The organism is Crossiella cryophila (assembly GCF_014204915.1).
In the GTDB taxonomy this organism is placed as follows: Bacteria; Actinomycetota; Actinomycetes; order Mycobacteriales; family Pseudonocardiaceae; genus Crossiella; species Crossiella cryophila.
This window is the reverse complement of sequence record NZ_JACHMH010000001.1, coordinates 5,235,429-5,258,595: the sequence shown is the minus strand read 5'-3', so window position 1 is coordinate 5,258,595 and position 23,167 is coordinate 5,235,429. Positions and strand designations below refer to the sequence as shown.

The following is a 23,167-nucleotide window of genomic DNA, read 5'->3' as shown; positions in this document are numbered from 1 at the left end:
GGGGTGGGGACAGCCCTACCGACCGGTCGTGAAGGACAGGTGCCCGGGTGCCAGCGAGCGCAGGAACTCGGGCGCGTCGAACAACTCCCCCGCGGTGATCGCGCCGACCGGCGTGACCGTGTCGCTGAGCAGCCGGGCGACCGCGGCAGCCGCCAGTGGCCCGCTGACGCCGTAGATGTCCTGCCCGGACGCGCTCGCCCGGCGTTGCTCGCCGTCCCGGCTGACCACCACGTCGACGTGGAAGGTCTGCGCGGACCGGCCCAGCTCGTCGACCGCGACCGGCGGCGGGGTGGCCGGGTCCTTGACGTCGGCCAGCGCGCCGGTGCTGATGTGCACGGTGATCAGCGGGGTGCGCAGGTGGTGCGCGATGGTCGCCTGGTCGGCGCTGGGCATCTCGACGAGCTGCTGCTCGCCGATCGGGTCGGGGAACTTCCAGGTCAGCGTGCTCGGTGTGCTGGGCGGCTGGACGAACTGGCCGCCGGTGTACACCCGGTGCTTGCCCGCGTTGCGGGCGCCGGTGCGGCGGCTGCCCAGGGTGGGCAGCCAGCTGTCGAGGGCGATGGCGACCTGCACGTCGTCGGCCTCGGTCCAGTCGGCCGCGGCCGCGGTGGCCAGCAGGTCGCCGAGCCCGCCGTAGAAGGCCATCGCGGGCACCACCGCCACCCCAGCCCGCCGGGCCGGGGCGTCGAAGCGGGCCAGCAGGTCCAGGGTCACCGACTGTTCGGCGGCGACGTCGACGTAGTGCGCGCCGGCCCGGATCGCGGCCTCGACCACCGGGACGGCGGTGTCGGCGAACGGCCCGGCGCAGTTGACCACCGCCAGCACCCCGGCGAAGGCCCGGTCCAGCGAGTCCGGGTCCTCGACCGAGGCGACCCGCGGCGGCTGGGCGAGTCCCAGCGCCAGCAACCGATCCCGATCCCGGCCGACCGGGACCGGGGTCAGGCCCAGCGCACGCAGCTGGGTCAGGACGAATTTCGCGGTGTGCCCGTAGGCCCCCATGACCGCGACCAGCTTGTTCTCAATGCTCACGGGACCAATCCTGATCGTCCGCAGCCGCCGGCACGAGTGTCTGATTCGACAACATCTGTACACTTTCGGACATGCGATCCGTCGTACTGGCCCTCTACGAGGGAGCCATGCTGTTCGAGGCAGCCACCGCGATCGAGGTCTTCGGCGTCGACCGCGGCGACCTGGGCAGTCCCTGGTACGACTTCACCGTCTGCGGTCCCAAGGCAGCCCAGCTCGGCGCGGTGGCCAGGGTGCCGAGCAGCCCCGGCTTCGCCCCGGTCCGCAGCGCGCACACGGTGATCATCCCGGCCTACCACGACGTCGACCGCGACCCACCGGCCGACATCGTCAACGCCCTGCGCGCCGCACACGCCCGCGGCGCCCGGATCGTCTCGCTGTGCACCGGCTCGTTCGTGCTCGCCGCCGCCGGCCTGCTCAGCGGCCGCCGGGTCACCACGCACTGGGCGCACGCCGAACAACTCGCCAGCCGCTACCCGGACATCACCGTCGACGCCGAGGTCCTCTACGTCGACGACCACCCGTTCCTGTCCTCCGCAGGCAAGGCCGCCTGCATGGACCTGTCCCTGCACATCGTCCGCACCGACTACGGCGCCACCACCGCCAACGCCCTGGCCCGCAGCCTGGTCGTGCCCCCGCACCGCGCGGGCGGCCAGGCCCAGTTCATCACCGCCCCCGCCCCACCCGGCGGCACCCACCTGCAGGACCTCATGCGCTGGGCCACCGAACACCTGCACGAGCCCCTCACCGTCCAGGACCTGGCCACCCGCGCCAGCATGAGCACCCGCAACCTGGCCCGCCACTTCATCGCCACCACCGGCACGACCCCGTTGCACTGGCTGCACAACCAGCGGGTACACCGGGCACAGGAGCTGCTGGAGACAACGGACGCGAGCGTGGATGTGATCGCGGAGCGAACCGGAATGGGGACAGCGGCCACATTGCGACGGCACTTCAACCAGACGGTGGGGGTAGCACCGGACACGTACCGGCGAACATTCCGCGGCCGCCGGACCACCCCACCAAATCCGCCCTAGGCCCCCGGCAAGAAGCCCCCTCCCACCGTGTTGGCCGTTCTCGTACGGTGTGTTGGCCGTTCTGGACGGTGTGTTGGCCGTTCTCGTACAGGGTGTTGGCCGTTGTGGGCGGTGTGTTGGCCGAACGGGCGTACCAGTTCGGCCAACACTGGGTACGACAACGGCCAACACGCCGACGAGGTGTGGATCGGACCTCTGGCCATCTGTTCAGGCCGCGTCTGTCCTTAGTGGACGGATGCGGCTCGGCACCGTCCGGTCGGCGGTGCACCGGGGGCTTTCGGCGGGCCACACTGGGATTCATGACCACTCACGTCTGGGACTACCTGCCGGAGTTCGAGCGGGAACGGGACGACATCCTCGACGCGGTCGACACCGTCTTCCGCTCCGGACAGCTCATCCTCGGTGCCAGCGTGCGTGGCTTCGAGCAGGAATTCGCCGCCTACCACGGCATTCCGCACTGCGTGGCCCTGGACAACGGCACCAACGCGGTCAAGCTCGCCCTCCAGTCCCTGGGCATCGGCCCCGGCGACGAGGTGATCACCGTCGCCAACACCGCCGCCCCGACCGTCGTGGCCATCGACGGCACCGGCGCCACCCCGGTCTTCGTCGACGTCCGCCCCGACGACTTCCTGATGGACACCACCCAGCTCGCCGACGCGATCACCCCGCGCACCAAGGCAATCGTGCCCGTGCACCTGTACGGCCAATGCGTGGACATGGCCCCACTGCGCGCACTCGCCGCCGAGCACGGCCTGCTGGTCGTGGAGGACTGCGCCCAGTCCCACGGCGCCCGCCAGCACGGCGCACTCGCGGGCAGCATGGGTGACGCGGCCGCGTTCTCCTTCTACCCCACCAAGGTCCTCGGCGCCTACGGTGACGGCGGCGCAGTGCTCACCGGCAGTGCCGAGGCGGACCGGAACCTGCGCCGATTGCGTTACTACGGCATGGAAAACGGCTACTACGTGGTCAGGGTTCCCGGTCACAACAGCAGGCTCGACGAGGTGCAGGCCGAGATCCTGCGCCGCAAACTACGCCGCATGGACGAGTACATCGCGGGCCGTCAACGGGTGGCCCGGCGTTACGCCGAAGCCCTCACCGACCTCACCGCACCGGGTGAACTCGAACTGCCGACCGTCACCCCCGGCAACGAGCACGTGCACTACCTCTACGTCGTCCGCCACCCGGAACGCGAGCGGATCCTGGAACGCCTGCGGGAGCAGGACATCGTGCTCAACGTGAGTTACCGGTGGCCGGTGCATCTCATGTCCGGGTTCGCGCATCTGGGCTATGCCAAGGGATCCCTGCCGGTGACCGAGCGGTTGGCCGGGGAGATCTTCTCGTTGCCGATGTATCCGTCGTTGCCGACCGGGTTGCAGGACAAGGTGATCAGCGCTTTGCGGTCGGTGTGCGCAAAAATGCGATAGTTTTTCCGGCAAAGAAATGGCTGTCCGTTTTGGGGGATTGATCCCCCCGTCGGGTCTGGCTAGCGTGGGTCCATGCGTGCACCCGCGGAGCAGCCCGCGATCCAGGCAGTGGATCTGGTCAAGGAATTCGACGGGAAACGGGCCGTGGACGGGGTGAGTTTCACCGTGCCGCCGGGGCGGGTGCTCGGGCTGCTCGGGCCCAACGGGGCCGGCAAGACCACCACCGTGCGGATGATGACCACTTTGCTGCGGCCCACCTCGGGCACCGCGCGGATCGCCGGGTACGACGTGGTCACCCAGCCGGATGAGGTGCGCCGCCGGATGGGGGTGATCGCGCAGTCCACCACCGTGGACGAGATCCTCTCCGGCCGGGAGAACCTGCGCATGATCGGCAGCCTGTACGGCATCACCGGCAAACGGCTGGCCGCCCAGGTGGACGCGTTGCTGGCGCAGTTCCTGTTGACCGACGCGGCCGATCGGGCGGTCAAGACCTACTCCGGCGGCATGCGGCGGCGACTGGACCTGGCCGCCGGACTGCTCGCCTCGCCGCCGGTGCTGTTCCTGGACGAGCCGACCACCGGCCTGGACCCGCGCAGCCGCCTCGAACTCTGGGATGTGTTGCGGGAACTGGTCCGCGGCGGCACCACCCTGCTGCTCACCACCCAGTACCTGGAGGAGGTGGACCGGCTCGCGGACGAGATCGTGGTGATGGACCAGGGCCGGATCGTGGCCACCGGCACGCCGATCGAACTCAAGGACCGGGCCGGGCGCTCCGCGCTGGAGGTGATCGTGGCCAACCCGGGTGACGTGGCCGCGGCGGCGGAACTGATCCGCACCCAGCGCGGCGAGGTGTTCCGGGACGAGGGCACCGGCAGGCTCACGGCGCCCGCCGACGGCCTCGACGATCTCATCCGGCTGGCCACCGCGCTGGCCGCGCAGGGCATCGCGGTGGATGACATCGCACTGGCCCGGCCGACCCTGGACGACGTCTTCCTCAGCCTGACCGGCCACCGGGCCGAACCGGTGGCCGCCCAGGCCGCGGAGTAGGTCCAAGCGCCTGGCCAGCCGCCGGCGTGTTGGCCGTTCTTGTACACGGTGTTGGCCATCGCGGGACGGTGTGTTGGCCGAAGTGGACGGTGGCCGTACCAGTTCGGCCAACACTGTGTACGAGAACGGCCAACACACCGTGGGGTGGTCGGGCGTCTAGCGCTCGGTCCGGCGGTAGTAGGCGCGCAGGGACAGCGGTGCGAACACCGCGATGATCAGCCCGGACCACAGCAGGATGGACAGGATCGGGTAGTGCAGTGGCAGTTGCGCGTCCGCCGGGGCCGCCGCGCCGTTGCCCCACAGCTCGCGCAGCGACTGCACCAGTGAGGACACCGGGTTCCACTCCGCGATGGCGCGGATCCAGGACGGCATCGGCTCGGTGGGCACGAAGGAGTTGGCCAGGAAGGTGAACGGGAACAGGGAGGCGAACAGCAGGCCCTCCACGGATTCCGCGGTTCGCATCACCGAGCCGACCAGGATGCCCACCCACACCATCGCGAAGCCGAACAGCAGCACCAGGGCGAAGCCGGCCAGGCCGCTCAGTGGGTCGGTGTTGACCCGCCAGCCGATGATCAGGCCGGTGATCGCCACGATGACCACCGCGATCGACTCGTGCGCCAGGCCGGTGACCGAGCGGCCGACCAGCACCGCCGAGCGGGCGATCGGCAGCGAGCGGAATCGGTCGATGATGCCCTTCTCGATGTCGCCGGTGATGCCGGTGGCGACAATGAAGGCGGCGAAGGCGATTGTCTGCGCAATGATTCCGGGGAGCATCCAGCCGCGGTAGTCGAATCCGCCGGGCACCGTGATGGAGGCGCCGAAGACGAAGGCGAACAACAGCACGAAGACAATGGGCTGGGCGGTGACATCGATCAGCATCTCCGGCATGCGCCGGGTGTGGGTCGCGCTGCGCTTGACCATGATGGCGATCTGCCGCGGATAGGACACCCGGAACGCGGCCGGGTCGAACCGCGGGGTGTCGGTGGTGGGCGAGACGGTCGTCATCAATCCTCCCGATTGACTTCGTGCTGACGCGCCGAACTGCTGGTCACAGCCGGACTCCCGCGCTGTTGACGACCGCGAGGAGGGTGCGCGCCGAGACGTTCACATAATGCGGGTGCTGGGCCAATGCGGTGAGCTGCCCCGGAGTTACCCAGAAAAATCCGGGGGGTGCGTCGACCTCCGCGTCGATCACGAGATACCTGCTCTCCGCATGGCGGAACCGGCCACCTTCCTCGGAGTGTACGGCGGCATAGCGGACCTGTCCCGGCTCCGCTGATTGGACGATATCGAGAAATGCGGGCCGTTCACCAGGGGGCAGGTGCCGATAGTTCGCCGGGATGCATTGCACGGTGGGTCCGAGTTCCACGGTGGTGGCGAATCCGCCCTCGACCCTGGCCCTGGCCAACAGGTGTGGGACACCGCTCAGGCGCCGGGTGAGGAAGGCGACCACGCCCTGGCCGACCGGTTCCAGCAACGGCTGGGTCCAGGCGGGCACCTCGCGGTTGCTCGCCTCCACCGCGTAGGCCTTCACCCGGAAGTAGCGGCCGTGCTCGTGTTCGATCGCGTGCGCGTCCCGCCGCCAGCCCTTGACCCTGGCCAGTGGAATCAGGTCAGTGCGGACCTGGTGGCGGGAGCGTTCGCGGCCGAACCAGGAGCGCACCTGGGCATCGGAGTGCAGGGCGGTGCTGCCGGAGTGCACCGGGGCGCAGCCGAGCACGGTGCGGGCGTCCATGTTGACCACGTTGTCCTGCCGCAACAACTCGCCGAGCTGGCCGAGGGTCAGCCAGCGGAAGTCCTCGTGCGGCGGCACCTCGGCGGTGGTCTCCACGATCACGTTCTGGTTGGCCTTGCGCAGGAACCAGGCGCCGTGTTCGGACTGGAGCACGTCGGTGACCACGGTGCCCGCCCTCGGCTGCCGGAAGTGCTCCAGGAACCGCACCGGCGCGCCCTGATGCACCCGGGTGTAGTTGCTGCGGGTGGCCTGCACGGTCGGCGCGAGCTGCACCAGGTGCGGGTTGCCCGGCTCCATCTTGGCCTGGGTGAGGAAGTGCGGCACCCCGTCGAACTCCTTGACCAGGAAGCCGAGGATGCCGATCTCGGGCTGGTCGATGATCGGCTGCTGCCACTCCGGGAAGTGCCCCTGCTCGGTGCGCACGTGCAGTCCGGCCACCCGGAAGAACCGGCCGCTGCGGTGGCTCAGGTCGCCCGAATCGCGTTGGAAGGACCAGCCTTCCAGTGCGGCGAACGGGATCTCGCCGACCCGGTAGCGGTTGGCCAGCACCCTGGCCCGCAGCCAGCCCGCGACCTCCTCGGTGCGCAGGCAGGCGCCCTCGCCGGTGACCGCGGCGGAGCGGGCCAGCCGCGCGGCCAGTCCGCTGTCCTCGCGCAGCTGCAAACCGGCCGCGGTCACCGCGATCTCCTTAGGTGGCCAGGTTTTCCAGGTCGCGGATCAGGGCGTCGTCCACCGGTGGCAGGGCCAGCGCGCGGCGCTGGATCGCCCTGGACCGGCGGCGGAACCCCGGTTCGGTGAGCACCCGCCGGCAGGCGTCGGCGACCTCGCCGGGGGTCAGCGCGGTCCAGTCGAGCTTGATCGAGATGCCGAGGTCGGTGCAGCGCTGGGCCACGTCGAAGGCGTCGAACAGCAGTGGCACCGACACCATCGGCACCCCGCCGGCCAGCGCCATCCGCACCGTGGACGGGCCCGAGTGGGTGACCACCAGGTCCACGCAGCGCACCAGCAGCGCCTGTGGCACCCATTCGGCCAGGTGCACGTTGGGCGGCACCGCGTCCCGTGCGACCGGGGCGTCGGTCTCCCAGTCGGCCGCCTTGCCGGTGGAGACGATCGCGGTGCAGTCCAGCTGACCGAGTCCGGCGATCACCGTGGACAGCGGTTTCGCGTACTCGGGCAGGGTGGCGGCCGCGGTGCCGAAACTGGCGTAGACCAGGGGTTTGTCCGGGTCCAGTTCGGTGATCCAGTCCGGCAGGCGCTGGCCGGGGCGGACCCCGTCCGGCCGGTAGCGCCGGATGTTGGGGATCGCGTTCTCCTCGGGCTGGAACTCCGCGGGGGCCAGATCCACGTGCAAGTGGGCGAAGGCGCGGCTGCCGTCGGGGTCCGGGGGCAGGTCCAGGCCGGCGCGCAGCAGGTTGAGCGCGGCGGTGACCCCGGGGACCAGGAACTTGTAGTTGTAGTCCAGCACCGCGACCGAGACGTGCGGCAGGCCGAGCTTCTCCGCGGCCAGGTAGCCGCCGAACTCGCAGGCGTCCCGGATCACCAGGTCCGCGCCCCACTTCTCGATCACCTCGGCCACATCGCGGGCCATGATCGCCGCGCCTTCGCCGCAGAACATGTCCACCATGAAGCGGGTGGTGAAATCCGCCATTTGGTCAGGGAGTACCGTCTCTTCGGCGGAATCAATGAACTCGCGGACCCAGTCCTGCCCAGCCGGGATGAACTCCAAACCCAGCTCGGAGATGACCGGATTGCTGAAGCGTTCCGGGGCGCAGATGGCAACCTGGTGCCCGCACCGGACCGCAGCCGCGGCAATCGGCGCAAGGCTCAGAATGTGGTCGTAGGCCGGTGGGGCAGTGTACAGAATACGCATGCCAGGGCGCCCCCTCGACGTGGGTGTAAATTAATTACCGAACGGTCTTTGCCCGCAGACCTCAGTCGCCCCGAAGCTACAACCAGGCACGAGTCTGCGCAAGCCACGGTTACCCAGGCAAAAAATGTGCACATTGCAGCCGCTGCGATGGATCAAGGACAATTGTCTAAGATCCGTTTACGGACTTCTCGAACGCATTGAGATCGGCCATTGACGGCCGTCCGATTTGACCGGTATGCTCGCCGGAGATTGCGACTAGTCGCTTATATGCGGCTGTTTGTTCGTCGGGATAGTGATTGTCTCGATCGGTCCGGAAGCATGTCGCCAGCGCTGGCTATGCCCTGGGGGTGTGGTAATGCATGCCGATCGCACATTAATACTGCCATTGGTTCGCCTGGGAAAGCGGCTGCGCCGGCGGGCGCTGATCCTCGACCCACGCGAGGCCACCCTGGAACGCCGTGGGTTCGCGGTGACCTCGCAGGCCAAACGGGAGGTGCTGGACACCGTCGGCCGGTCCTTCGTGCACGGCTACAACGCCGGGGTGGACGAACCCGATCCGCACCGGCTGGCCGAGCTGATCACCGCGGCCGTGCCTGCCGCCTACCAAGGCTTCGCCTTCGAGGGCGCGGCCATGTCCTACGCCATCCTGGACACCCTGCCCCCCGGCGGCGACCGGCTGACCGCGTTGCTGGCCGGACCGGGGCAACGGCACCGCTACCTGATCCACTGCGGCGCGGGCTGGGCCTTCGCCCGGCTGCGGCTGCACCCCCGGCTGGACCGCACCGACGACACCCTGCTGGCCTGGCTGATGTTCGACGGTTTCGGCTTCCACCAGGCCTATTTCGCCGCCCCGCACAAGGTGCACGAGGTCCGGCCGAGCCCGCGGTGGCGGGAGCAGCAGCGCCGGGTGTTCGACCAGGGCGTTGGCCGGGCGTTGTGGTTCGTCGAGGGCGCCGACGTGCGCCGGGTCGCCGGCCGGATCGGCGCCTTCACCGGCGGCAGGCACGCCGACCTGTGGGCTGGTGTCGGACTCGCCGCCACCTACGCGGGCGGGGTCAGCGAGCAGGAGTACCGGCAGCTGGTCGAGCTGGCCGGACCGTATCGCCCCGAACTGGCCCAGGGTTGCTGTGCGGCGGCGACCGCGCGGGTGACCGCGGGCGTGATCCCCGAGGGCGCCGAACGCGCCTGCGCCGTGCTGGCCGAGCGCAGTGCCACCCAGGCGCACGAGCTGCTGCACGAACGCCTCGCCGCCCTCGCCGGGCACGGCGAGACACCGTCCTACCAGCAATGGCGCGCCAGTGTGCAGGACGTGTTCCGTGGTGCGCCCGTTCGAGGAGCGCGGGCTGAGCGATGACTTTCCCCCAGCGTAGGCATGTTCCCGGACTGGTCGCGGCCGTGGTGGTCGCGGCGCTGGCGGTGCAGACCGCGGCGATGGCGGGCGGGCCGGGCGATGATCCCGGGCTGCGTGGCCGGTTCGACTTCCAGCGGCAGGCCCTCACCGCCAAGGCGGTGGACGGTTTCCGGTTCGTGCGCGAGCTGCAGCCGGACTACCGGCGGATCGAGGCGTGGGTCTCGGCCACCGGTTCGGCGGTCGCGCTGACCGACCTGGACGGCGCGGGCACCGCACGCGATGTCTGCCTGACCGATCCGCGCACCAACACCGTCACCCTCTCCCCCGCACCTGGTACGCCACCGCGGTTCCAGCCGTTCACCCTCGAAGCGGGACCGGTGCGGGATCGCACGATCGCGCCGATGGGTTGCCTGCCGGTGGATCTCAACGAGGACGGCAGGCTGGACCTGCTGACCTACTACTGGGGCCGCACGCCAATCGCCCACCTGCGCAAGGAATCCCAGACCGAACTGAGTCCGGCTGCCTTCGCCACTGTCGAACTGCTGCCGGGTTCGACCGAGCGCTGGGCGAGCAGTTCCGTGGTGGCCACCGACGTGGACGCGGACGGGCACCTGGACCTGGTGGTGGGCAACTACATGCCCGACGGCAACCGGCTGCTCGACGCCACGGTGGCTCAGGACGAGAAGATGGAGATGCACTCCTCGATGTCGGCCGCGGCCAACGGCGGTCGCAACCGGCTGCTGCGCTGGACCGGGGCCGGTGGCGGGGACAGTCCGACGGTGCGGTTCGCCGACGATTCGGCCGCGCTGCCCCAGGCCACCTCCTGGACCCTGGCGGTGGGCGCGCACGACTTCGACCGCGATCAGCGGCCGGAACTGTACTTCGCCAACGACTTCGGCCCGGACTACCTGCTGCGCAACGATTCCCGGCCAGGCCAGGTCAAGTTCACCGTGCTGCACGGCGAAAAGGGCTTCCTCACACCCAAATCCAAGGCGATCGGCAACGACTCGTTCAAGGGCATGGGCGTGGCCTTCGACGACATGAACGGCGACGGGCACACCGACATCTTCGTCAGCAACCTCACCGCCCCCTTCGGCCTGCTGGAAACCCACTTCGCCTGGATCAACACCGGCCGTTGGACCCAGGACGCGCCAAGGGGAATCGCGCCGTTCGAGGACCGGGCCGACCAGATGCGGGTCTCCCGCAGCGGCTGGTCCTGGGACGCCAAGTTCGGCGACTTCGACGGCGACGGCAACCGGGAACTGGTGCAGGCCACCGGATTCGTCACCGGCGAGACCAATCTGTGGCCGCAGGTGCAGGAACTGGCCATGGGCAACGACCTCATCCAGCGGCACGTCGGCCTGTGGCCGAATCTGCCAGCGGGTGCGGACGTCTCGGGCCGGGAGCACAACGCCTTCTTCGTCCGCGGCCCCGGCGAGGAGTGGACCAACGAGTCCGCGCGGCTGGGCATCGACGAGCCCGGCGCGAGTCGTGGCATCGCCACCGGCGACGTGGACGGCGACGGGCGGCTGGACTTCGCGGTGGCCAACCAGTACGCGGAAAGCTACCTGCACACCAACAAGTGCACCAGCTGCGGCCGGACGCTGTCCCTGCAACTGTTGTTGCCGCCCAACGCTTCCACCAACTCGACCAAGGTCCTGCCCGCCGGTCCCGGTCAGCTCGGCTCCCCCGCAGCCGGTGCCACCGCGAGCGTGCGGCTGCCGGATGGCCGGGTGCTGCGGCAGGAGGTCGACGGCGGCAACGGGCACGCCAGCGTGAGCAGTCCGGTGCTGCACTTCGGCCTCGGCGCCACACCTGAGAACGCGGACCTGCCGGTCGAACTGGCCTGGCGGGACCGCACCGGAACGGTCCAGCGCGCCACCGTCACGGTGCGCCCCGGCCGCAACACCGTCTTACTGGGGGCGTCGTGAGCACACCGAGGGACCGGGACTCCATCCCGCCGTTACGCAGGCATCTGCTGACCATCGCCTCCATCATTCCCCCGCCGGACAAGCGGATCTCCGCACTGCGCCGGTTCGCCACCTCGATCACCATCTTCACCATCCTCGGCTACCTCTGGCTCGGCTTCGAGGCCTCCGCCGCGCAGATCGCGGTACTGCTCGGCACCGCCTACGCACTGGAACTCAGCCTGGAATCCCTGGAGGCGTGGGCCAACGGGTTCCGGCCGCGCTTCCTCGGCGGCGGCGTGATCGGGTTCGTCAACTTCATGCTGCCCACCCACATCACCGCGCTCTCCCTCGGCCTGCTGATCTACGCGGGAAACCTGTTGTGGCCCTACGCCTTCGCCTCCGCACTGGCCATCGGGTCCAAGTACATCCTGCGGGTACGGATCAGCGGGAAGCTGCGGCACTTCCTCAACCCGTCCAACCTGGCCATCGCGGTGGCACTGACCGTGTTCCCCACCGTGATCGGCCCGGCGCCGATGTACCACTTCACCGCGCACGTCTCCGGCGTGCTGGACTGGATCATCCCGCTGATCCTGGTCGCCTTCGGCACCCTGCTCAACGTCAAACTCACCCGCAAGGGCCCGCTGATCGCGGCCTGGCTGCTGGGCATGGCCGCCCAGGCGGTGCTGCGCGGACTGCTGTTCCCGGAGGAGAACTCGATCCTGTCCGGACTCGGGCTGATGACCGGCACCGCGTTCCTGTTGTTCACCAACTACATGATCACCGACCCCGGCACCTCGCCGACCGGGAAGTGGCAGCAGGTGGCCTTCGGGCTCGGCTCGGCCGCGGTCTACGGCGTGCTGGTCAGCTCCGGCGTGGTGTTCGGGCTGTTCTACTGCATCGCGATCGTGTGCGCGATCCGCGGCGCCTACCACTGGACCCTGGACCTGTCCGCGCGCTCGAAGGCCAAGGCGAGCGAACCCCTGGTGGCGGCGGAGGCGCCCAGTCGCAACGGGCGGACCAGCACCGGCGTGCTGGAGAAGACCGATGCCTGAGTCCATCGCGGTCATCGGGCTGGGCTGCCGCTACCCGGACGCGGACAGTCCGCGGGAGCTGTGGGAGAACGCCCTTGCCCAGCACCGTTCCTTCCGGCGCATCCCGCCGGAACGGTTGCCACTGGCCGATTACCACAACAACGATCCGACCGCGCCGGACAAGTTCTACAGCCCGTATGCCGCGGTGCTGGCCGACTACGCCTTCGACCGGCTGCGGCACCGGGTCAGCGGCGCCACCTACCGGGCGGTCGACAGCACGCACTGGCTCGCGGTGGACGTGGCCGAACGAGCACTCGCCGATGCCGGATTCACTGAGCTGGCAGTGGATCCGGACCGGGTGGGCGTGGTCGTGGGCAACACGCTCACCGGCGAGTTCTCCCGCACCGCTGCGCTGCGGCTGCGCTGGCCGTACGTGCGGCGGCGGGTGGACGCGGTGCTACGCCGCGGCGGCTGGGCGGCGGAGACCCGGGCCGAGCTGTTGGGCGAGCTGGAGACCGAGTACAAGGCGCCGTTCGAGCCGATCGGCGAGGAGTCCCTGGCGGGCGGGCTGTCCAACACCATCGCCGGGCGGGTCTGCAACACCTTCGACCTGCACGGCGGGGCCTGGACGGTGGACGCGGCCTGTGCCTCCTCGCTGCTCGCGGTGATCAACGCCGCCGAGACGCTGACCCGCGGCGATGTGGATGTCATGCTGGCCGGCGGGGTCGACCTGAGCCTGGATCCGTTCGAGCTGGTGGGTTTCGCCAAGGTCGGCGCACTGGCCCCACGGCTGATGCGGGTCTACGACAAGGATTCCGAGGGCTTCTGGCCGGGCGAGGGTTGCGGATTCGCTGTACTGGCAAGGGAAGAAGACGCCCACCGCTGGGGCGCGCGGGTGTACGCGGTACTGCGTGGCTGGGGTGTGTCCTCGGACGGCCGCGGCAGCATCACCCGGCCCGAACAACGCGGGCAGGCGCTGGCGGTGCGCCGGGCCTACGCCAGGGCCGGGTACGGCAGTGACACCGTGGGCCTGTTCGAGGGCCACGGCACCGGCACCGCGGTGGGCGACGCGATCGAGCTGGCCACCCTCACCGAGGCCCGCCGCGGCGCCGACCCGGCCGCGTCCGCTGCGGTGATCGGTTCGATCAAGGCCAACATCGGGCACACCAAGGCCGCCGCCGGGATCGCCGGACTGCTCAAGGCGATCATGGCCGTGCACGAGCGCACCCTGCCGCCGATCACCGGCTGCGACACCCCGCACGACCTGCTCACCGGCCCCGACCCGAAGCTCCGGGTGCTCCGCGAACCCGAGGCGTGGGCGCCGGAGTTGTTGCCGCGCGCGGGAATCAGCGCGATGGGCTTCGGCGGCGTGAACACCCACCTGACTCTGGAGGGCACCCCGGCGCCACGGCGGAGCGTGCCGATGGCCCGGCAGCGGGTGCTCGCCCGCACCCCGCAGAACGCCGAGATCATCCCGTTCGCCGCACCCGATCTCCGCTCGCTGGCCGAGGACATCGACCGGCTGCGCGCGCAGACCGACCACCTCAGCTTCGGCTCGTTGCGGGACCTGGCCATCCTGCGCTGCTCCACCACCAGGACCGGACAGCCGGTGCGCGCCGCGATCGTGGCCGACACCCCGTTCCGCCTCAACGACCAGCTCGCCCAGCTGCGGTCCTTTGTGGACGCTGGCCAGACCCGGATCGACGCCGCCGCCGGGGTGTTCTTCGGCCAACCGCGGCGAATCCCGCGCATCGGCTTCCTATTCCCCGGCCAGGCCGCGCCGGTCTACCTCGGCGGCGGGGTGCTGCGCCGCCGCTTCGAGCAACTCGCCGAGCTGTACCCGCACGCGCCGGGATCCGCCGTGGGCGACCGCACGGACACCGCGCTCGCACAGCCCTCGATCGTGCGGGCCGCGCTGGCCGGGGTCGCCGCCCTGGCCGAACTGGGCATCCACGCGGACGCGGTGCTGGGACACAGCATCGGCGAGCTGGCCGCGCTGTGCTGGGCGGGCGCCACCGCCCCGCACAGCGCGGTGGACCTGGCCGCCGTACGCGGCCGCGCCACCGCCGAACACTCCGCCACCGGTGGTGCGATGGCCGAACTGGCCGCCACCGAGGACGTGGTGGACCGCCTGGTGGACGACCTGCCGGTGACCATCGCCGCGCTCAACGCGCCGGACCGGATCGTGCTCGCGGGCCCGGCCCTCGCGATTGAGGCCGCCTGCACCCGGGCCCGCGCCAGGGGATTCCGGGCCACCCGGCTGCCGGTCACGCACGCCTTCCACTCCCCGCTGGTCGCCGAGGTGGCCCGGCGGTTCGCCACCCACCTCGCGGGCGTCGCCTTCGAGCCGGTGCGGCCCGGCCTGATCTCCACCGTGCTCGGCGGCGAACTGCCAGCGGACACCGACCTGGCCGCCTACCTGGCCGGGCAGGTCACCTCGCCGGTGCGGTTCAGCACCGCCCTGCACCGGCTCGCCGACCGGTGCGACCTGCTCCTGGAGGTGGGCCCCGGCGCCCTGCTGACCGGACTGGCCACCACCCAGCTCGCCATCCCCGTGCTGGCCACCGACTGCGGTGGGGAGAACATCCGCGACTTCCTCGGCGCGGTCGCCGCCGCACACGTGCACGGGGCCGAGGTGGCCCTGGACGGACTCGCCGCGGGCCGGGTGCAGCGGACCGCGGATCCGTTGCGCCGCCCCGTTTTCCTGGCCAACCCCTGCGAGCTGGTCCCCGACGACCTGCCCGGCGAGGCCGCCCCGATCCTGCTGCCGACCCCGCGACCGGCACCGCAAGAGTCCACTGTGGACACTGAGAGCGATCCGTTCACCGTGGTGCGCGCACTGGTCGCCAAACACGTGGAACTGCCGGTGGAATCCCTGGAACCCGGTCACCGGATGCTCGCCGACCTGCGGCTCAACTCGATCACCGTGGCCGAACTCGCCGGACTCGCCGCGCGCGCCCTCGGCGTGGCCCCGCCCGCGGTGCCCACCGACCTGGCCGACGCCTCGCTCACCGAGTTCGCCGAGGTGCTCGCCCAGCAGCCACCGGCCGACACCGACCTGGACACCCCGCCACCGGGAGTCGCCCCCTGGGTGCGCACCTTCGGCGTGCACTGGCAACCGGTTTCCGCCGCCACCCGGGTGCCGGAGATCGCCTGGACCGTGCTCGCCGAGGACGGCGACCTGCTCGCCCCCGCCTTCCCGGACACCGCCGGTACCCCGGGTTTCCTCATCCACACCAGGGGCGCCCGCACGCACGAGGCCGCGCACTGGCTGGTGCAGGCCGTGCAGCAGGCCATCCAGTCCCCGGCCGCGCACCGGATCGCCATCCTGCACCACGGCGAGGCCGGTGGCCTCGGCCGCTCCCTGGCCCTGGAACAGCCCGGCCGCCCGGTCCGCCTGATCGAGATCCCGTCCGCGCCCAGCGCGCACGTGCTCGCCCTGGCCCAGGCCGAAGCCGCCCAGGGTCACGGTTTCGCCGAACGCCGGATCGACCAGGCAGGCCGCCTCACCGAACCCGTGCTCTACCCGCACCCGCCAGGACGTGCGCCCAAGGCCCCACCGCTGACCGGCTCCGACGTGCTGCTGGTCCCCGGCGGCGGTCGTGGCATCGGCGCGGAGAGCACGCTCGCCCTGGTCGCGGACAACGAGGCCGCGGTCGCCGTGCTCGGCCGCGCCGACCCGGCCGAACACCCGGAGGTCGCGCTCACCCTGGACCGGTTGCGCGCGGGCGGGCGGCGGGTCCGTTACCTGTGCGCCGACGTCACCGACGCGGACGCGGTCAAACACGCCATCGACGAGATCAGCACCGACCTGGGCCCGGTCACCGCCGTGCTGCACGCCGCGGGCGCCAACCGGCCGTGCGGACTGGCCAGGCTGGACGCCGCCGCCATCAGCGCCACCCTCGCCCCCAAACTGGACGGCCTGCGCAACATCCTGGACGCGGTCGAACCCGGCTGCCTGCGCCTGGTGATCGGCTACGGCTCGATCATCGGCCGGATCGGCATGGCCGGGCAGGCCGACTACGCACTGGCCAACGACTGGCTCGGCCTGGAGATCGCGGCCGCCGCGGCCCGCCTGCCCGGCTGCCGGTTCCTCAACCTGGACTGGTCGGTCTGGTCCGAGGTCGGCATGGGCACCCGCCTGGGCAGCGTGGCCGCGCTCGCCGGCGCCGGGGTGGACGCGATGCCGCCGCAGACCGCCACCCGGGTGCTGCGCGAACTGCTCGCCACGCCGGCGGAATCCACCAGCGTGGTGGTCACCGGCCGGTTCGGCTTCCCGCCCACGATCAACACCGGCGCCGGCGAGTTGCCGCTGACCCGGTTCCTGGAACGGCCACGAGTGCACTACCCGGCGGTGGAACTGGTCTGCGACAGCGATCTCACCGTGCCAAGCGACCCCTACCTTGCCGATCACGCGCTGGCCGGAACCTGTTTGCTGCCGGGCGTGCTCGGCCTGGAGGCGATGGCTCAGGCGGCCACCGGACTGCGTGGCGGCGAGGTCACCGGGTTCACCGGGGTCGAGCTGACCCGGCCGGTCACCGTGCCCAGCGACGGCGGCCGGGTACTGCGGGTGGCCGCCCTGCACCAACCGGACGGCCGGGTCGAGGTCGTGGTGCGTGCCGACGACACCGCCTACGCCGTCGACCACTTCCGCGCGCACCTCACCGTGGCCCCGGAACTCCAGCCACACCAAGGCATCGAGCCGACGCCGACCGCCGGTCCACCGGTCGAACTCGACCTCGGCCGCGATGTCTACGACCGGCTGCTGTTCCACCACGACAACCTGCGCCGGGTCCGGGCCTACCGGGAACTGCGCGCGCGGCGGTGCGTGGTGGAGATCGACGCCCGCCCCGGCGACACCTGGTTCGGCGAGTACCAGCCCCAGCACCTGCTGCTCGGCGACCCCGGCGCCAGGGACTCCTTCATCCACGCGCTCCAGGCCTGCGTGCCACACCGGCGCTGCCTGCCCGAGCGGATCGACCGGATCACCCGGCACCGCCCGCTGTCCGGACGGCTGGTCGTGGACGCGGTGGAAACCGGCCGGGGCACCGACACCATCACCGTCGACCTGGTCGTCCGCGAACTCTCCGGGGCGATCTGCGAGACCTGGACCGGCCTGTCCCTGCGTGCCATCGGCCCACTGGACACCGAGTCCCCGTGGCCCGCCGCCCTGCTCGGCCCCTACCTGGAACGCAGCCTCGATGACCTGCTCGGCCTGGGCCGGATCGGCCTGGGCGTGGCCACCGGCGACCGCGCACCCGCCGCACTGGCCGCCGCCGCCCGCGCCGCCGGACGGGACCTCGACCTGCGTCACCGCGCCGACGGCAAACCCCTCGCCCCCGGCATTGACATCTCCCTTGCCCACCAAGGCGATCTCACCCTCGCCGTGGTCGGGGACCACCCACTCGGCTGCGACCTGGAAGCCGTCCGCCCCCGCACCCGGCAAGCCTGGACCGACCTGCTCGGCCCGGACCGGCTGCGGGTGGCCGAACAACTCGCCGAGGACCTGGACACCGCGGCCACCCGGCTCTGGTGCGTGACCGAGTGCGCCCGCAAGGTCGGTCGCACACCGGGCATCCCCACCGTGCACGCCACCGCCGACGGCTGGGCACTGTTCACTGTGGACGGTCACCGCTGCGCGACCACCCTGCTCCGGGTAGGCGGCATCGAGGACCTGGTCATCTGCGCCGTGCTCGAACCGGAGGAGCCGTGATGGACCTCCCCGCCTTCGAGCACCGGCACCTGGTCACCCTCGAGGAGACCAACGCCCTCGGCAACGTCTACTTCACCCATTACCTGCGCTGGCAAGGACAGTGCCGGGAACTGTTCCTGCGCACCCGCGCGCCCGAGGTGCTGGCCGAACTCGGTGAACGCACCCTGCTGGTCACCACGCACTGCTCCTGCGACTACTACGCCGAACTGCACGCCTTCGACGAGGTGCTGATCCGGATGCGGGTCGGCGAGGTGCTGCAGAACCGGCTCACCCTGCTCTTCGAGTACCTGCGCGCCGGTCAGCCGATCGCGCGCGGCAAACAGGGCCTGGCCTGGTTCACCCGCGACGGTGACCGGCCCCGGCCCCGGCCGGTGCCCGCCACGCTGATCACCGCCGTGGCCGCGGCGGTGGCCGCCTACCAGCGAAACGGAATCCCGCCCGAGACTTCGCCGTCAGGCGGAGGTGCGCACAACCCGACAGAGGAGGACAAAGATGGTCGCACGATTACGTGAGCGGACCACGACGAGCGTGGACGAGCGGATCGCCGCCGCACTGACCCACATGCAGCCGCGGGTGCTGCTGGGCAACGGCCAGCTCGGCTACCGGACCACGGTGGAGACCACCATCGACGTGGTGCTCGGCGACGGCAGCGACCCCGCCGCCCCGCGCGAGCAGATCAAGCTCACCTCCCTGGAGAGCGAAATCGCGATCCCGGACCCCGTGCTGCTCAGCGACGGCAGCCTGCGGTTCGACTGGGAGACCTACCGTTTCATCACCACCGGCGTCAGCACCGTGCTCTTCGGCACTGACACCCCGATCCGGATCCTGATGGGCCGCGGCGTCGACCCGATGATCCGGCCCACGCTGGGCCACTGCCTGGTCCCGGCGGACATCACCTTCGGCTCCGTGCCGGTGCCGTGCGTCTCCGAGGTCAACCTGGTCGTGGAGACGCCGTTCGGGCGCCTGCACAACCGCGGTCCGGCGATCATGCGGGCCATGGTGACCACGGTGCCGCCGATCGGCGAGCCGTTCATCCAGCAGGGCGTGGTCAAGCTCTACACCGAGGAGGGCGACGAGATCGCCACGAAGGAGGCGACCGCGAGCACACTCACCGGGATCATCTCGTCCTGACCGGTGACCGAGGTCGGGCCACCGCCGGCCCGAGGATCGCGGGGCGGCCGGGCTGAGGAGCTGACGAGCTGACCGGTCCGACGCGCGATCGATCGGGAGGGCGGGTTCGCGTGTGCCAACCTGCCCCGTGCCGCCCTCCCACCCGCGGCTCCGCGGGCGCGGAGATCGTTGGCGCACAACGCAGAAAGCAGTCCCCGACACGGTAGGGAGAGGCGGTACGGATGGAGAGCGAGACCTACGGCGAGGTGTTCGCCGAGGTGTTCGACTCGGTGTACGGCGACATCGCGCCCAAGGACGAGATCGCCACCCTCGCCGAGCTGGCCGGGCCAGGACCCGTGCTGGAACTCGGGGTCGGCACCGGCCGGGTGGCCATCCCACTGGCCGAGGCCGGGCTGGAGGTGCACGGCCTGGACAACTCGCCGCGGATGCTGGCCGCGCTGGCCGCCAAACCCGGCGGCGCCTCGGTGCGCACGGTCACCGCGTTGCTGCCGGACATCCCACTGTCCCAACGGTTCCGGCTGATCTCCTGCGTGGACAACACGTTGCTGCTGATGCGCACCCAGGAACAGCAGCTCCAGTGCATCACCAACGCGGCCGAGCGACTCACCGAGGACGGCGTGCTGGTGCTGGAAACCCTGGGACAGCTCGATCCCAACCCCGCGGGCGGCGGGATCCTGCTCATCCACATGGGCCAGAAGAGCGCGGTGCTGTGGGCCACCGAGGCCAACTCGGCCACCCAGCGGTTCAGCACCAGGGAGATCATCCTGGCCGACAACCAGGTCCGGGTGCTGCCCTTCCGCGGCAGGCTGGTCTCGCCTGCCGAACTGGACCTGATGGCCCGGCTCGCGGGCCTGCGGTTGCGTGCCCGGTGGGGTGGCTGGGGTCAGGAACCCTTCACCAGCGCCAGTTTCCTCGCGGTGTCGGTCTTCGAGAAGGTGTGAGGGGCGGCCGGTGAGCACCAGGCGTTACGCGCTGCCCGTCGAGCAGACCAAGTGGTCGCTGTCCACCAGCGCCACCGTGGTCTTCGACTGGGACTACGACCCCAGCCAGGACCGGCTGCTCGGGCTCTACGAACGCGGCAAGGCCAAGCAGTGGGACGCCAACGAGCGGATCGACTGGTCGATCCCGTTCGACCCGACCTCGCCGGAGCACGAGCCCGACCACTTCCTGCCGCTGTTCGGCTCACCGGTCTTCGAGAAGATGACCAAGGCCGAGCGGAACGAGTACCGGCATCACGTCACCGCGTTCAACAACTCCATGTTCCTGCACGGCGAACAGGGCGCGCTGATCTGCGCGGCCCGGGTGGTGGAGACCGTGCCCGAGCTGGACGCCAAGTTCTACGCCGCCACCCAGGTGGTGGACGAGGCCCGGCACGTGGAGGTCTTCTCCCGGCTGGTCCGGGAGAAGATCGACCTCGCCTACCCGATCTCGGCGCCGATGAAGGAACTGCTCACCGCGGTGCTGGCGGATCCGCGGGCGGACATCGTGCAGCTCGGCATGCAGGTGCTCATCGAGGGCCTGGCGCTGGCCGCGTTCGCACTGGGCCGGGACTCCACCACACATCCGCTGTTCCGCGCCATCAACGCCTACGTCATGCAGGACGAGGCCCGGCACGTGGCCTTCGGCCGGATCGGGCTGCGCGACCTCTACCGCGAGCTGACCGCCAGGGAGATCGCCGAGCGGGAGGAGTTCGTGGTCGACGCCTGCCACCTGATGCGGGACCGGCTGATGGGCGAGGAGGTCTTCGAGCGGCTCGGGCTGCCGGTGCGGGACTGCCTGGAGCACGTGGAGCACTCGCCGTTCATGCGCGGGTTCCGCACCCAGCTGTTCTCCCGGATCGTGCCCGCGGTGCAGGACATCGGGCTGTGCGGGCCGAAGGTGCGGCGGGCCTTCGAGGACATGGGGGTGATCCAGTTCGAGGCGGTGGACCTGGACCAGACGCACGCCAGGGACGACCGGGTGGCCGAACAGGTGGAGGCCGCCGACGCCGCCAGGGTGGCCCAGGTGGCGCAAACGATCGAGGCGGGTGAGCAATAGGCGAGTTGTCTGTGTAAATGGCCGGGACGTGCGGATAAATTGTGTACACGAGTTGACTGAACAATGCGCACACGATCCGGCGAAGCACTGATCAATGCTCGACCGGGATGTCCGTTTCGTGTAGGTTGAGCCGCGCCAAGTTTCACTCCTATCCACTGGAGGGCAGTTAATTGACGGCCGGAGACCAGAACATCGACAGCGTGCTCGCCGGCGTTGCGGTGGCTGATTTCGAAGCTGCGCAGTCCTGGTACTCGAAGCTTTTCGGACGTGAGCCCGACGTTGTGCCCACAGAGGGAATCGCGGAATGGCAGCTCGCGCCCAATGCCTGGGTGCAGCTCACCGAGAACCCGGATCGCGCCGGCAAGAGTTCGGTGGTGATCGGGGTCCGGGATCTCGCCGCACAGGTCAAGTCGATCGAGGCGGCCGGATTCACCGCGGGTGCGGTGGAGGAATACCCGGGCATCGTCAAGACGAGCACCATTTTCGACGCCGAGGGCAATGAGGTGACCTTTGTGGAGGAGTTGACCGAGTGAGTGAGGCGTCCAGCGAAGTCGCGGAAGTCCCGGTCCCGTCGATTCCGGCGGATCCGGTGTGGAACCCGATGTCGGACTACTCGTTCATGGCCGAGCACGGCGTGCGGATCGTATCGGGCTCGGGTGTCCGGGTACGCGATGATCAGGGCAACGAGTACCTCAGCGGGACCGCCGGACTGTGGAATGTCACCTGCGGATTCGGCCATCCCGACATCCTGGACGCCATCACCAGCCAACTGCGGAAGCTGTCCTACGGCACGTTGTTCCTGTTCTCCCACGAGCCCGCCACCACCCTCGCCCGCAGGCTGCTGTCGATCGCGCCGCCCGGACTCACCAGGGTGCACTTCACCACCGGCGGCGCGAGCGCGGTGGAGACGGCGATGAAGGTGGTGCGCCGGTACTTCCGGCTGACCGGGGAGCCCGAACGACGGCTGATCGTGTCCCTGGACCGCTACTCCTGGCACGGCACGCTCTACGGCAGCATGAGCGTGACCGGCGAGGACATCGAACAGCGGGCCTACGGCGCCGATCTGAGCGGGGTGCGCAAGATCCCCACCCCGCGAATCGCCGACGATCCGCCCGGCGCGACCGCGCTGACCGCGTTCGCACAACTGGTCGACGCCGAGCGCGGGCGGATCGCCGCGGTCATCCTGGAACCGGTGCTGGCCTCCGGCGGAGTGATCCCGCTGCCGCCGGAGTTCGTCGCCGGGGTGAGCGAACTGTGCCGGGACAACGGGATCCTGCTGATCGCCGACGAGGTGGCCACCGGTTTCGGCCGGACCGGCCGGATGTTCGGCGGCGAGCACTACGACCTGCGCCCGGACGTGGTGGTGCTGTCCAAGGGCATCAACAGCGGCTATCTGCCACTGGGCGCGGCACTGTTCACCGAGGCGATCTTCGACGCGTTCCGGCGGGCCGGTTTGCCGTTGCTGCACGGGGAAACCCAGGGCGGCAACCCGGCGGCCTGCGCGGCCGCGATCGCCACCCTGGACGTGCTCGACCGCGAAGGGCTGGTGGAGAACTCCCGGGTGGTCGGCGAGTACCTGCTCGACCGGTTGGCGCCATTGCGATCGCGGGCGACCGTGCGGGATGTCCGGGGCCGGGGCCTGATGATCGGCATCGAGCTGTCTCCGCGCGGTGGCAAGGGTCCGGCCTCGATCCTGGAGGTGATGACCGCGGTGATCGGCTGCCGGTACCGGGGTCTGCTGGTGCACCCACTGCTGGCCAGTGGCGGCATCGGCCTGTTCCCGCCGCTGACGCTGAGCCTGGCCGAGGCCGACCAGGTGGCCGAGGTGCTCGACCAGGTCACGGCCGCCGGGTGA

At 70.4% G+C, this 23,167-nt stretch carries 17 protein-coding genes; 13 read left to right on the top strand and 4 right to left on the bottom strand.

The genetic code is table 11. The features are described from left to right. Positions 1-15: 15 nt before the first annotated feature. On the bottom strand, positions 16-1,029 hold the full coding sequence (locus HNR67_RS23145; RefSeq protein ID WP_312987869.1) for a saccharopine dehydrogenase NADP-binding domain-containing protein: 1,014 nt from the start codon (positions 1,027-1,029) through the stop codon (positions 16-18). Between the two features lie 71 nt (positions 1,030-1,100). On the opposite strand from HNR67_RS23145, the gene HNR67_RS23140 reads away from it, so the two are divergent. From HNR67_RS23140 to HNR67_RS23130, 3 genes are all read left to right on the top strand, one after another. Then, positions 1,101-2,063 (top strand): helix-turn-helix domain-containing protein, encoded by a 963-nt coding sequence (locus HNR67_RS23140; RefSeq protein WP_185004297.1) that lies wholly within the window; start codon positions 1,101-1,103, stop codon positions 2,061-2,063. A gap of 299 nt (positions 2,064-2,362) precedes the next feature. Next, positions 2,363-3,487, top strand: coding sequence for a DegT/DnrJ/EryC1/StrS family aminotransferase (locus HNR67_RS23135; RefSeq protein WP_185004296.1), 1,125 nt, complete (start codon positions 2,363-2,365; stop codon positions 3,485-3,487). A 72-nt stretch (positions 3,488-3,559) separates the two neighbouring features. Next, positions 3,560-4,534 (top strand): ATP-binding cassette domain-containing protein, encoded by a 975-nt coding sequence (locus HNR67_RS23130; RefSeq protein WP_185004295.1) that lies wholly within the window; start codon positions 3,560-3,562, stop codon positions 4,532-4,534. Positions 4,535-4,690: 156 nt separating this feature from the next. Here HNR67_RS23130 and HNR67_RS23125 read toward each other — a convergent pair whose 3' ends face one another. Genes HNR67_RS23125 through HNR67_RS23115 form a run of 3 tightly spaced genes read right to left on the bottom strand, consistent with a single transcriptional unit; the run spans position 4,691 to position 7,917 of the window. Further along, positions 4,691-5,539, bottom strand: a complete 849-nt coding sequence (locus HNR67_RS23125) for an ABC transporter permease (protein ID WP_185004294.1) — start codon at positions 5,537-5,539, stop codon at positions 4,691-4,693. 43 nt (positions 5,540-5,582) lie between these two features. Beyond that, on the bottom strand, positions 5,583-6,947 hold the full coding sequence (locus tag HNR67_RS23120; protein WP_185004293.1) for an NDP-hexose 2,3-dehydratase family protein: 1,365 nt from the start codon (positions 6,945-6,947) through the stop codon (positions 5,583-5,585). Between the two features lie 10 nt (positions 6,948-6,957). Continuing rightward, positions 6,958-7,917, bottom strand: coding sequence for a glycosyltransferase (locus HNR67_RS23115; protein ID WP_185004292.1), 960 nt, complete (start codon positions 7,915-7,917; stop codon positions 6,958-6,960). Between the two features lie 577 nt (positions 7,918-8,494). Between HNR67_RS23115 and HNR67_RS23110 the strand changes: the two genes are divergently transcribed. The 10 genes from HNR67_RS23110 (at position 8,495) to HNR67_RS23065 (ending at position 23,167) form a co-directional block, all read left to right on the top strand. Then, positions 8,495-9,493, top strand: coding sequence for a DUF1702 family protein (locus HNR67_RS23110; protein ID WP_185004291.1), 999 nt, complete (start codon positions 8,495-8,497; stop codon positions 9,491-9,493). Next, positions 9,490-11,421, top strand: a complete 1,932-nt coding sequence (locus HNR67_RS23105; RefSeq protein ID WP_185004290.1) for a CRTAC1 family protein — start codon at positions 9,490-9,492, stop codon at positions 11,419-11,421. The genes HNR67_RS23110 and HNR67_RS23105 overlap by 4 nt, the downstream gene beginning before the upstream one ends. Further along, on the top strand, positions 11,418-12,452 hold the full coding sequence (locus HNR67_RS23100; RefSeq protein ID WP_312987866.1) for an enediyne biosynthesis protein: 1,035 nt from the start codon (positions 11,418-11,420) through the stop codon (positions 12,450-12,452). Before HNR67_RS23105 ends, HNR67_RS23100 begins: the two co-directional genes overlap by 4 nt. Continuing rightward, the gene (locus tag HNR67_RS23095) at positions 12,445-18,144 is read left to right on the top strand and encodes a type I polyketide synthase (protein WP_185004289.1); all 5,700 of its coding nucleotides are present in this window, start codon (positions 12,445-12,447) and stop codon (positions 18,142-18,144) included. Before HNR67_RS23100 ends, HNR67_RS23095 begins: the two co-directional genes overlap by 8 nt. Further along, positions 18,144-18,656, top strand: coding sequence for an acyl-CoA thioesterase (locus tag HNR67_RS23090; protein ID WP_185004288.1), 513 nt, complete (start codon positions 18,144-18,146; stop codon positions 18,654-18,656). Before HNR67_RS23095 ends, HNR67_RS23090 begins: the two co-directional genes overlap by 1 nt. Further along, positions 18,637-19,275 carry a hypothetical protein gene (locus HNR67_RS23085; RefSeq protein WP_185004287.1) on the top strand — a complete coding sequence of 213 codons (639 nt, stop codon included), beginning with the start codon at positions 18,637-18,639 and terminating at the stop codon, positions 19,273-19,275. Before HNR67_RS23090 ends, HNR67_RS23085 begins: the two co-directional genes overlap by 20 nt. A gap of 221 nt (positions 19,276-19,496) precedes the next feature. Beyond that, on the top strand, positions 19,497-20,216 hold the full coding sequence (locus tag HNR67_RS23080; RefSeq protein ID WP_185004286.1) for a class I SAM-dependent DNA methyltransferase: 720 nt from the start codon (positions 19,497-19,499) through the stop codon (positions 20,214-20,216). A gap of 10 nt (positions 20,217-20,226) precedes the next feature. Next, a complete protein-coding gene (locus HNR67_RS23075) occupies positions 20,227-21,312 on the top strand; it encodes a diiron oxygenase (RefSeq protein ID WP_185004285.1) in 1,086 nt (361 codons plus the stop codon). A 170-nt stretch (positions 21,313-21,482) separates the two neighbouring features. Next, positions 21,483-21,845, top strand: a complete 363-nt coding sequence (locus tag HNR67_RS23070) for a VOC family protein (protein ID WP_221490012.1) — start codon at positions 21,483-21,485, stop codon at positions 21,843-21,845. Continuing rightward, entirely contained in the window at positions 21,842-23,167 is a 1,326-nt protein-coding gene (locus HNR67_RS23065; protein WP_221490011.1) for an aminotransferase family protein, read from the top strand. The genes HNR67_RS23070 and HNR67_RS23065 overlap by 4 nt, the downstream gene beginning before the upstream one ends.